At 71.9% G+C, this 10,055-nt stretch carries 12 protein-coding genes; 7 read left to right on the top strand and 5 right to left on the bottom strand.

The features are described from left to right. Window positions 1–423 precede the first annotated feature (423 nt). Window positions 424–1,005, bottom strand: a complete 582-nt coding sequence (locus AB0M99_RS11010) for a Uma2 family endonuclease (protein ID WP_365918846.1) — start codon at window positions 1,003–1,005, stop codon at window positions 424–426. Window positions 1,006–1,319: 314 nt separating this feature from the next. Further along, window positions 1,320–1,934: an antibiotic biosynthesis monooxygenase gene (locus AB0M99_RS11005; protein ID WP_365918844.1), complete on the bottom strand. Its 615-nt coding sequence runs from the start codon at window positions 1,932–1,934 to the stop codon at window positions 1,320–1,322. 245 nt (window positions 1,935–2,179) lie between these two features. Between AB0M99_RS11005 and AB0M99_RS11000 the strand changes: the two genes are divergently transcribed. After that, entirely contained in the window at window positions 2,180–2,329 is a 150-nt protein-coding gene (locus AB0M99_RS11000) for a hypothetical protein (RefSeq protein ID WP_365918842.1), read from the top strand. Between the two features lie 281 nt (window positions 2,330–2,610). Continuing rightward, the gene (locus AB0M99_RS10995) at window positions 2,611–2,808 is read left to right on the top strand and encodes an FAD-dependent monooxygenase (RefSeq protein ID WP_365918840.1); all 198 of its coding nucleotides are present in this window, start codon (window positions 2,611–2,613) and stop codon (window positions 2,806–2,808) included. On the opposite strand, the gene AB0M99_RS10990 is transcribed toward AB0M99_RS10995, so the two are convergent. Next, a complete protein-coding gene (locus tag AB0M99_RS10990) occupies window positions 2,717–3,592 on the bottom strand; it encodes an aldo/keto reductase (protein WP_365918838.1) in 876 nt (291 codons plus the stop codon). The two genes, AB0M99_RS10995 and AB0M99_RS10990, sit on opposite strands and share 92 nt — an antisense overlap. 559 nt (window positions 3,593–4,151) lie before the next feature. On the opposite strand from AB0M99_RS10990, the gene AB0M99_RS10985 reads away from it, so the two are divergent. The 4 genes from AB0M99_RS10985 (at window position 4,152) to AB0M99_RS10970 (ending at window position 7,826) form a co-directional block, all read left to right on the top strand. Beyond that, window positions 4,152–6,095, top strand: coding sequence for an HAD-IB family hydrolase (locus AB0M99_RS10985; RefSeq protein WP_365918836.1), 1,944 nt, complete (start codon window positions 4,152–4,154; stop codon window positions 6,093–6,095). Window positions 6,096–6,183: 88 nt separating this feature from the next. Further along, the gene (locus AB0M99_RS10980; protein WP_365918835.1) at window positions 6,184–6,798 is read left to right on the top strand and encodes an alcohol dehydrogenase catalytic domain-containing protein; all 615 of its coding nucleotides are present in this window, start codon (window positions 6,184–6,186) and stop codon (window positions 6,796–6,798) included. After that, the gene (locus AB0M99_RS10975) at window positions 6,696–7,169 is read left to right on the top strand and encodes a zinc-binding dehydrogenase (RefSeq protein WP_365918871.1); all 474 of its coding nucleotides are present in this window, start codon (window positions 6,696–6,698) and stop codon (window positions 7,167–7,169) included. Before AB0M99_RS10980 ends, AB0M99_RS10975 begins: the two co-directional genes overlap by 103 nt. A 6-nt stretch (window positions 7,170–7,175) precedes the next feature. Beyond that, window positions 7,176–7,826 carry an MBL fold metallo-hydrolase gene (locus AB0M99_RS10970; RefSeq protein WP_365918833.1) on the top strand — a complete coding sequence of 217 codons (651 nt, stop codon included), beginning with the start codon at window positions 7,176–7,178 and terminating at the stop codon, window positions 7,824–7,826. Between the two features lie 96 nt (window positions 7,827–7,922). Here the strand turns inward: AB0M99_RS10970 and AB0M99_RS10965 are convergent, their stop codons facing one another. Further along, on the bottom strand, window positions 7,923–8,390 hold the full coding sequence (locus tag AB0M99_RS10965) for a MarR family transcriptional regulator (protein WP_365918831.1): 468 nt from the start codon (window positions 8,388–8,390) through the stop codon (window positions 7,923–7,925). Window positions 8,391–8,576: 186 nt separating this feature from the next. Between AB0M99_RS10965 and AB0M99_RS10960 the strand changes: the two genes are divergently transcribed. Further along, window positions 8,577–8,984 (top strand): MazG nucleotide pyrophosphohydrolase domain-containing protein, encoded by a 408-nt coding sequence (locus AB0M99_RS10960; RefSeq protein WP_365918829.1) that lies wholly within the window; start codon window positions 8,577–8,579, stop codon window positions 8,982–8,984. 1 nt (window position 8,985) lies between these two features. On the opposite strand, the gene AB0M99_RS10955 is transcribed toward AB0M99_RS10960, so the two are convergent. Further along, window positions 8,986–10,020, bottom strand: a complete 1,035-nt coding sequence (locus AB0M99_RS10955; protein ID WP_365918827.1) for a superoxide dismutase — start codon at window positions 10,018–10,020, stop codon at window positions 8,986–8,988. Window positions 10,021–10,055: the final 35 nt, after the last annotated feature.

Genomic DNA, 10,055 nt, shown 5'->3' with positions numbered 1-10,055 from the left:
CGGGGTGGTGCTGGCCATGCTGAAGGGATCTCCTGTCTCGCCCATCCAGACTAACCCGGCAAACCGGGTGTCTCAGCCGAGACTGTCAGAGAGGGGAGGGCGAGGATTCCAGTCATGGCGGTCAGGTTAGAGCGAGGGATGGCGGGCGTCACCGGATTTCGACGTAAGGCCGGGCCTGGGCTTAGGGTTCCCGTCACGGCCTGGTGGTGCTGGATGTGCTGGATGAAGGTGCACGGTGCTGGATCGGTGCTGGATGAGGGCTCCGGAAATCGCGTTTCCGCAGGTCACAGCTCTGTGCTGAATGTTCCGCTTCAACGTGTAACCGTCTGGCTACCGCATGTTAGATAGTTTCGTCAAACATGCAGGTCAGAAGGGGTTGGACTCTGGCGAGTCCGACCCCTTCTGCATTCCCGTGCTGACTTTTCAGCTGCTTCGGGGTGGCGTGAGCTTGTCGAGGTCCAGGCTGATCTCGAAGGGCACCGGGCGCTGAAGGGTGCCCCGGAAGATCCCGGCGGGTGCGTAGGCGCCGGTGGGTTCGTCGAGCTCGTAGACGTGGACGACGGGTGCCCCGTCTTCGTCCTCGATGCACCAGTAGTGCGGGATGCCGGCCTCCGCGTACTTGCGGAGCTTGACTGTGCGATCGCGATGGGCGGACTCGGGGGAGACGACTTCGATGACGAGCTGGACGTCCTCTGGCGCGAACCAGGTGCGGTCACCGTCGAAGTCGGCCGTCGTCACCAGCAGGTCCGGTTCGGGACGGTTGCGCGGGTCGAGTTTGATGGTCATCTCGCGGCCGACTCTGGTGTCGGCGGGCACCTGTTCCATGAGGGCGACCGTGAGCATGGTGACGAGGTGGCCGTGCCACCACCTCTGGGGCGACATCATGAAGACGAGGGCTCCGTCGATCAGCTCGGTGTGGCGGGGTGCCTCGGGGAGGCTGTCCAGGTCCTCCGCGAACCAGCCTTCCGCGCGCGGCGGGCGCATCCAGTCGGGCAGTGCGGTCATGGCTTCACGGTAGCGGCCCGCGCCTCAGGCCGGAGAGCCAACGAACCCGGTCCGGTGGCTTTCGGCAACTTGCCGCGCCATGCCCGGCCACGCGCCTGGCATCCGGCCATGAGTGACTCATCGGGAGCAGTCCCGCTCCGTCACGGTCTCGTCTCGGGTGGAGGGCACCGGCGAAATCCGTTCTGATTCTGTGCTGACTTGGACCCCTCCGAATGTTCCGCCTCAACGTGTGGTCGCGTCGAACGTGCAGGTCGGAAGGGGTCGGACTCCGGCGAGTCCGCCCCCTTCCGCCTTCCCGTGCTGACCTGGCCGGGTCAGGCGTGGGGGACCGCCGTGGCGAGGACCACCTCGAATTCCTCCAGGCTGCGGGTGGTCGCGCGGGCCGTGGCCGTGGCCTCTCCGCGGACCGCCGCGACGGCGCGACGGGATGCCACGAGTGCGTCGTGGTCGGTGTAGAGCGCGCCGACAGCGGCTCTGCCCCGGTCACGGTCGATGAGCAGGGAGATGCCGGCCATGCCGGGGATCTTCTGGACCTTGGGCAGTGAGGTGTCGCGGAACGTGTCCACCAGCAGGTCGATGTCGGACGGCTCGACGTCCATGCGGACCAGCCGGAACCCCGCCCCGGGCCCGAGTTCCTCCGCGCGCCGGGCGACCGCCGCCTCCCAGTTGTCGACCGTCACGGTCTGCGCGAAGGGCGCCATCATCTCCGCCCGCCGCTTGCGCAGGTTCTCGTAGCTGGCCTGCCGGGAGGCCTCGTCCTCCCACCACGATCCCACCAGGAGCTTGCCGAGCTCGCGGTCGGCGAACAGCCCCATCCCGCGAAACCCCGGCTGCGTCGACAGCAGCGCCCGGCCGTCGGTCCGGAGGGCCTCGACGACCCCGTCGAGCTCGGCCGGATCACCCGTTGCGTAGATGCTGCGAACGTACATAGCGTCCTTTCCTGCCTTCCGATGGCCCCGCGCGGGCTCGTGTTTCCCACTCCATGTGATGGCCGGGCCGGATGGAGGTCAACGTGGCAGGGGCATTCAGGTGAAGAGGCGGACGGTCTTGATCGTGAGGCCGCCCGGGCGGTCCCGGTGACCCTCAACCGGCTTTGTCTGCACGTTGCTTGACCGTACGTCCGTCGGGGCCGGGCGGGGGTTGGCGAGATCGCGGCGTCGGGTGTCCCGAAGGCGTGAAGGGGAGTGCCGCCGCGAGGACGAACGCAACGGTCCTGATATCCGGGGCCGGGGTCGCCGGTGCCGCGCCGGCCCACTGGCTGCGCGAGTACGGGTTCCGGCCGACCGTCGTGGAGCGGGCCCGCGAGATCCGGGACGGCGGGTAGAAGGTCGACATCCGGGGAGCGGTGCTGGAGGTCGTCACGCGCATGGGGCTGCGGGAGGAGATCCGCGCCCGGCGTACGGACGTGGGCGGCGGGTCGATCGTCAACGGCGCCGGCAAGCGGGTGGCCGCATGGACGGGGACACCTTCGGCGGGCGGCAGGACGAGGGCGCCGAGAGGTGGAGTACCTCTTCGACGACGCCGTCGCCGACACCGCCGACACCGCCGACCGGGTGACGGTGACCTTCGAGAGCGGCCTCGTACGACTCGCTCAGCCAGGTCCGTATGGACCGCTGGTCGGCCGGCCGGGAGGCGCTGCTCGGCGACGCCGACCACTGCGCCTCGCCGGCGTCCGGGCAGGGTACGAGTCTCGCGCTGGTCGGCGCGTACGTCATGGCCGGCGAGCTGGCGGCGGCGCGCGGTGACCACCGCGCCGGACTGGCCGCCTACGAGCGGGAGATGAGGTGCCGGGCAGCGCCATGACCCCCGGGCCCTGGGCCAGCACCCAGGCGATGGCCAGCTGCGGCACGCTGATCCCCAGGCGGGCCGCGATCCTGCCGGTGGTCTCGGTGATGGCCCGGTTTGCGGCGATGGCCTCCGGCTGGAACCGGGGGATCCCGCGTCGGGCGTCGACGCGCGGCAGGTCCTCGACCGTGGTGATCCGGCCGGAGAGGAAGCCGCGGCCCAGCGGGGCGAAGGCGATGAAGGTGATGCCCTGCTCCGCGCAGTACGGGACGACGTCCCCGGTGGCGTCCGGGCTCCACAGGGAGAGCTCGGACTGGACCGAGGCCACGGGGTGGATCGCGTGGGCGCGGGAGATCTCGTCGACGGAGGCCTCGGAGAGGCCGATCGCCTTGGTCAGGCCCGCCTCGACGAGCTCGGCCATGGCGCCCCAGCTCTCCTCCACGGGGACGGCCGGGTCGACGCGGTGGAGCTGGTACAGGTCCACCTGGTCGGTACCGAGCCGCAGCAGGCTCGCCTCGCACGCGGCGCGCAAGTGCTCGGGGCGGCCGTTGCGGTGGGTGCGGCGGGCCCCGTCGACGATGAGGCCGCCCTTGGTGGCGAGCACGACCTCGTCGCGGCGGTCCCGCAGCGCCTTCCCGACGAGCCGCTCGTTCGTGAACGGGCCGTACTGGTCGGCGGTGTCGAAGAAGCGGACGCCCATGTCGATGGCCCGGTGGATCACGCCCACCGAGGTCGCGTCGTCCCATCCCTCCTGGTCATAGCCCCAGGACATGCCCATGCAGCCCAGTCCCACCCGACCCACGGAAGGTCCTTCGGTTCCCAAAGTGAGGGTGTGCACGGTGGCCTCCAAGGGGCTTGCTGCTAGCGGTAGATGCGGATTCACGTCGGATCGAAGGTTATCGCAGATGTCTGACACTACTGCGCGTCCTGCCATGCGTCGCATCCAATGTGACCTGTGATGATGCCCTCAGCCGGTTAACGGTGCGTGTCGTTCAAATGATTGGTCAAACCCCCTTGACGGTGGGGTTGATGGCACATAGCGTCCTGCCTCGTGCCAGGACCCTGACACTCGTCCGGGGTCGAACGTTCGTCGTGGCACCGCCCGTGCAGCGCCGCCGGGCCGCCGAGGATCCGACCGGCCGATACGGCCGCGAACAGGACCTGTCTTCCGGGTGAGGGCCGCCGTACGGGCGGGCCGTCGCCCCTCATGCTCCGGGTGGTGTCAGGGTGGGGATCGATCGCTTCGAGTCGAACGCAAGTGTCATTTCCGAGGAGGTCGCCCCGGAGGCGACCGCCCCGGGCACGGAGACTGAGTCCCCGGAACCCGCCGTCACCACCGAACACAGCTCCCGGAGTACCGCATGAACGACCAGGCCCGGCGCACGGCCTTCTTCGACGTCGACGAGACCCTCATCACCGTCAAGAGCATGTTCCGCTTCCTGCGCTTCCACCTGCGGGCCCAGGGCGCGCCCGACTTCGCGTACGAGGAGGCCGCCGCGAACCTGCGCCGGCGCGCCGCCGAGGGCATACCGCGCGAGGTGACCAACCGCGAGTACTACGGCCTGTACGCGGGCTGCTCCGTCGAGGAGGTCGCCCGGGAGGGCCGCGCCTGGTTCGCGCAGGAACTGGCGGCCGGCGGACTGTTCCACCCGCCCGTGCTCGACGCCCTGCGCGAGCACCGGCGCGCGGGCGACCGTACGGTGCTCGTCTCCGGCTCCTTCCCCGCCTGCCTCGACCCGGTGGCCGCCCACATCGGCGCGGACGTGGTGCTGTGCTCCCGGCCCGAGATCAAGGACGGCCGCTACACCGGCGAGTTGACGGTCGCCGTCATCGGCGACGCCAAGGCCGTCGCGGCCGAGGCCGACATGCGCGCCACCGGCGCCGACCCCGCGCACTGCCACGCGTACGGCGACCACGCCTCCGACCTCCCGCTGCTGACCGCCGTCGGCCACCCGCACGTCATCGGCGACGACCCCGTCCTCGCGGAGCGCGGCGCCGACAGCGGCTGGCACCGGATGAAGGGCATCGCCGGCCACCCCCCGGCGACGGCCACGGCCCGCCCGACCACCGGCGTTGCCGTGCCTGCCGTGCCTGCCGTGCCTGCCGCCGCTGCCGCCCCGGCAGGCGACCCGCTCGGCGAACTCGCCCGCCGCAGCGGCCTGCCCGGCACCCCGCAGGAGCCCCACTGGCGCACCGGGGCCGAGCTGCTGCTGCGCTACCTGGGCCGCGCGGCCGCCATGGTCGCCGACGGCTACGCCGCCCCCGAGGACATCGACACCGCCATGCGGCTCGGCTGCGGGATGCGCGGCGGCCCGCTGGAACTGCTCGCCTCGATCGGCCCGCACACCGCGCAGGCTGCCTCCGAAGCCCTGGGCCTGCCCGCCGGGGCCTTCGCGCGCCTGGACCGGGCACCCGTGGCCGCGGCCCCGGCGTCGCTCGCCGCGGGGGCCGGGCCCCGTACCGTACGCGAGGTCGGCGTGGTCGGCTCCGGCACCATGGCGACCGGCATCGCGGCCGTGTTCCTGGCCTCCGGCCACCCGGTACGCCTCCTCGCGCGCTCCGAGCAGCGCGCGGAGGCGGCCCGTCTCGCCGTCCACCGGGCCCTGCTGTCCACGCGGATGCCCCGCGACGAGGCCGACCGGGTCCTGGAGGAGTGCGCCACCGTCCTGTCGGCCGATGCGCTCGCCGGCTGCGACCTCGTCGTCGAGGCGATCGCCGAGGACCTCGACGCGAAGCTCGACGTCATGACGCGGCTCGACCGCGCCTGCGGACCGGGCACGATCCTGGCCACGACCACCTCCAGCCTGCCCGTGGCCCGGCTCGCCACGGCCGTGAGCCGCCCGGCCGACGTCATCGGCCTCCACTTCTTCAACCCGGCCCCCGCGATGAACCTCGTCGAGGTCGTCCGGACCGACACCACCGCGGCCGAGGTCATCGCCACCGCCGACGCCCTGTGCCGCAGCCTGGGCCGGACCCCGGTGCACTGCACCGACCGGGCCGGATCCATCGTCAACGCCCTGCTGTTCCCGCTCCTCAACGACGCCGCCCGAGTCGTCGGCGAGGGCCGCGGCACGGTGGAGGAGGTCGACGCGGCCGTCACAGGCGGCTGCGGCTTCCCCCACGGCCCGTTCCGCCTGCTCGACGTGGTCGGCACCGACGTCGCGCTCGCGGTACAGCAGGGGCTGCGGCGCGGCCCGGGCGGCTCGGAGCTCGACGTAGCGCCGCTCCTGGAGGAACTCGTCCGCGACGGGGTCCTCGGGATCAAGGCGCGCCGCAGCGCCCGGCAGCACCTGCGGCCGGCCTGAGCCCGCGACACCCCCCACCCCCTGCTCCTGACTTCCAGCTCGTCCCCCCTCTTCTCCCTCACACCATCGATCTCCCCCGGAGGTGGCCATGCGCGCCGCAACCTTCGCCGAATTCGGCGACCACAACGTCCTGACCGTCGTCCACGACGCCCCCGAGCCCGAGGCCGCGCCCGGCCGCGTGGTCGTCGAGGTCACCCACGCCGGTGTGAACTTCGCCGAAGTGATGTTCCGCCGCGGCCAGTTCCCCGTCGGCCTGCCGCACGTGCCGGGCCTGGAGGCCGTCGGCACCGTCCGCTCCGTGGGCGAGGGCGTGACCGGCCTGCGTCCCGGCCAGCGGGTCGCCGCGCTCACCCTCGACGGCGGCGGCAACGCCGAGTTCGTCTCGGCCCGCGCGGAGCTGACCGTACCGCTGGAGGGCGAGCTCGCCGAGCTGCCGTCCGCCCTGGCGGCGGCCGCCCTGTGCAACGGCGCGACCGCCTGGGGCGTCGTGCACGCCGCGGCCCGCGTCGAGCAGGGCGACACCGTACTCGTCCTGGCCGCGGCCGGGGGCGTCGGCACCGCGGCGGCCCAGCTCGCCGGGCGGCGGGCGCCGCCCGCGTCATCGGCGCCACCAGCTCGCAGGAGAAGGCCGCGCAGGCCCTGGAGTTCGGCTACGACGCGGTCGTCACGTACGACCGGCTGGAGGAGGAGGTCCGGCGGCTGACCGACGGCGCCGGGGTCGACGTCGTCCTCGACTCCATCGGCGGCGACACCCGCGGCACGGCCAACGGGCTGCTCGCGACGCTCGGCCGGCACGTCGTGTTCGGCGACGCGGCCGCCCAGGACACCTCCTACCGGGCCAACCACGTCTGGTTCACCGGCACCGCCCTGGTGGGCTACAACCTCGGCGGCCTGGCCAACAGCCGCCCGGCGGTCCTCGGCGACCACCTGCGCAGCGCCCTGCGCGCGGTGGCCGACGGCTCGGTCCGCATCGAGGTCACCGAACTGCCGCTCGCGGACGTGGCCAAGGCCCACGAGCTGCTGGAGTCCCGCGCCTCCGTCGGCAAGTACGTCGTCACCGTCGACGGCCGGTGACGTGACGTGCTGGTCCTCGGATTCCCGGCAGGCTCCTTCGGTACGAACTGCTACGTGCTGGCGGCGGGCCCCGACGGCCCGTGCGTCGTCGTGGACCCCGGGCAGGACGCGACCGCTGCGGTACGCGCCGCCCTGGGGCAGCACGGTCTCCAACTGGAGGCGGTCCTGCTGACCCACGGGCACATGGACCACACCTGGTCCGTGGCGCCGCTGTGCGAGGAGCTCGGCGTGCCCGCGTACATCCACCCCCTGGACCGGGAGATGCTGGTCCGCCCCGAGGCGGGGCTGCCCGCGGACTTCCCCGCCGCGGTGCTGCGGGGCTTCCCGCGCTCGGAGCCCGAGCTGGTGCGCCCGCTGCCCGACGAGGGGGTGTTCAGCCTCGCGGGCCTGGACATCGAGGTGCACCACGCCCCGGGCCACACCCCGGGATCGGTGGCGTACTCGCTGGAGTCCGGCGAGGACTCGCTGCTGCTGACCGGGGACAGCCTGCTCGCGGACGGCCTCGGCCGGACGTTCCCGCCGGTCGGGGACCCGGACGTACTGGCCGGCTCGATGTCCGGGGTCTGCGGCCCGCGGCGGGACCGGACGACGGTGCTGCCGGGTCACGGGGGCACGACCACGGTGGGCGCGGTGCGCGGGTTCCTCCCGCTTCCCTGAGCAGGGCTGCCGGGGCGCTGGGCCGGGGTCCGGGAAATCAGTCCGGCCCCGGCCCTTGGCGGGGCGGGGCCGGAATCCTGAATCTCTACCGGAAGGTTACGGGGTTTCCTCTTCCGTGAGAGCGGTGATGCACCGCTCCAGAAGGTTCCGCAATTGCTTCTGCTCATCGGCCGACAAGGCATTGGAGAGCTTCGCTTCCACCTTGCGGGCGACGGTGTCGGCTTTCTTGACGAGAGCGCGTCCGGCCGGCGTCAACTTGGTGACGAGCACCTTTTGATGAAGATCGGAAGTCTGTCGCTCGATCAAGCGCTTCGACTCGAGATTGGCCAGCACGGTGGCCATGCTCTGCGGTGTCACCAGGCAGACGCGCGCCAGCTGGGCACCTGACATGCCCGGCGAATAGGAGAGCGCCATCAGTGCCGCATACTGTGGAACTGTCAGGCCGAGATCACGGAGAACTCTGCTCTTCTCTCCGATCAATGCCTGTTCGGCACGCTTGATGACGTGTCCTACTCGAGCAGCCACTTCCTGTTCGAATTCGGCCACTCTGGACGACCGGCTCATGCCGCTCCTTTATTTACAGAGACGGGTAATCCCCCCGCTGAGGCGCATATGAATGTGCCGAGCTGAGCCTCATGCCAACGCTACCATGCATCTCATAGAGGGCAATATCCTGTCCAGTGACAGGGTTCTGTTAACTCGGTGGGAGGCGCCCCCGGTCGAGGAATCCGACGCCGATACGATCTGCCGATGAACCAGGACCCGACCGAGTCGACCGCCGAGCGAGTCCGCGCCTTCCACCGCGCCTTCGGACTCGGCTGCCCCGCCGTCCCCACGCAGCCCTCGCCCGAACTGGCCCTGCACCGGCAGGACCTGCTCCACGAAGAGGTCGCGGAGCTCGCCGAGGCGACGGCCGCGGGGGAACTCGCCCACATCGCCCACGAGTTGGCCGACGTGGTGTACATCGCCTACGGCACCGCCGCGGCGTACGGCATCGACCTCGACGCGGTGATCGCCGAGGTCCACCGCGCCAACATGAGCAAGCTGGGGCCGGACGGCCGCCCCGAGTTCCGCGCCGACGGCAAGGTACTCAAGGGCGACTCGTACGTCCCGCCGGACGTCGCCTCGGTCCTCGGCGGGAGCCGGCCGGCCCCGTGACCTAGAGGCCGTGGACCGCGGCGACCGTGAAGGCGGTCGGAGCCCCGGTGCCGGGAGGCATCGGGCCGCCCTCGCGGTCGAACTGGGAGCGGACCACCAGGGTGCGGCCCGGGGTGCGCACGAGCGTGGTCGGGATCTGGAGCGAGGGGTCCGTGATCGTACGGATCAGCCGGGCGCGGGTCCCGTCCCCGGAGAGCCGCCAGCTCGACACGGTGTTGACCGTGTTCAGGGCCACGCGCAAGGTGCCGTCGGGAGCCAGGTCCAGACCGTCGGCGTGGACGAGCCGGGCCCCGGGGCCGCCTCCGGCCCGGCCGCCGGGACCGGCTTCGAGGGCGACGCGGGTGATCGCGCCCGTGCCGAGGTCGATGCGGTGCAGGTCGCCCGCCGTCATGTCCACCGTCAGCAGGTACCGGCCGGCCCGGTCCGAGGTGATCCCGTTGAGGCTGAAGCCGCCCGCCGGGGACGGGGTGAGGTGCCCGCTCAGGTCGTACGCGGGGAGCAGCGGCCCGGAGCCGGCCGCGAGGAGGTCGGGGGTGACGCGGTAGACCACGGCGCGGACGCTGTCCGTCAGGTACGCCGTGCCGTCGGGGGTGATGGTCAGGTCGTTGACGAAGAACGGCGAGTCCCCGGTCACCTCGAAGCGGGCCAGCCGGGCGCCGGACGCCTGGTCGTAGACGGAGACCCCCGAGGTGGAGTCGATCACCCACAGCCGGCCGCGGGCGTCGATGCGCAGGCCGTTCGCCGTGCGCCTGCCGTCGGTGCCGGACGGCAGGAAGACCTCGGCCGTGGTCCGGCCCGGGCGGGCCCGGTAGATCGTGCCGTCCGTGTACGAGCCGACGTACACGGTGCGGGTGCGGGGGTCGGCGGCTATGCCCTCCGGGAAGACCTTCGCGCCGGGCAGGGTGAACGCCGTCGTGATGCGGGCGTCCGCGGCCCGGGCGGCGGGCGCCGCGCCGAGCGTGAGGGTTGCGGCCAGGGTCAGGGTCAGGAAGGTGGCGGGCAGGGCGGCGGGCGGTGCGGCGGGCAGGAGCTTCACGTCGGACGTCCCCTTCCAGGTAGGTGACTACGAAT

Source organism: Streptomyces sp. NPDC051183, from assembly GCF_040682455.1.
Lineage (GTDB): Bacteria > Actinomycetota > Actinomycetes > Streptomycetales > Streptomycetaceae > Streptomyces.
The sequence above is the reverse complement of the archived record's forward strand: the minus strand, read 5'-3'. Positions and strand labels throughout refer to the sequence as shown.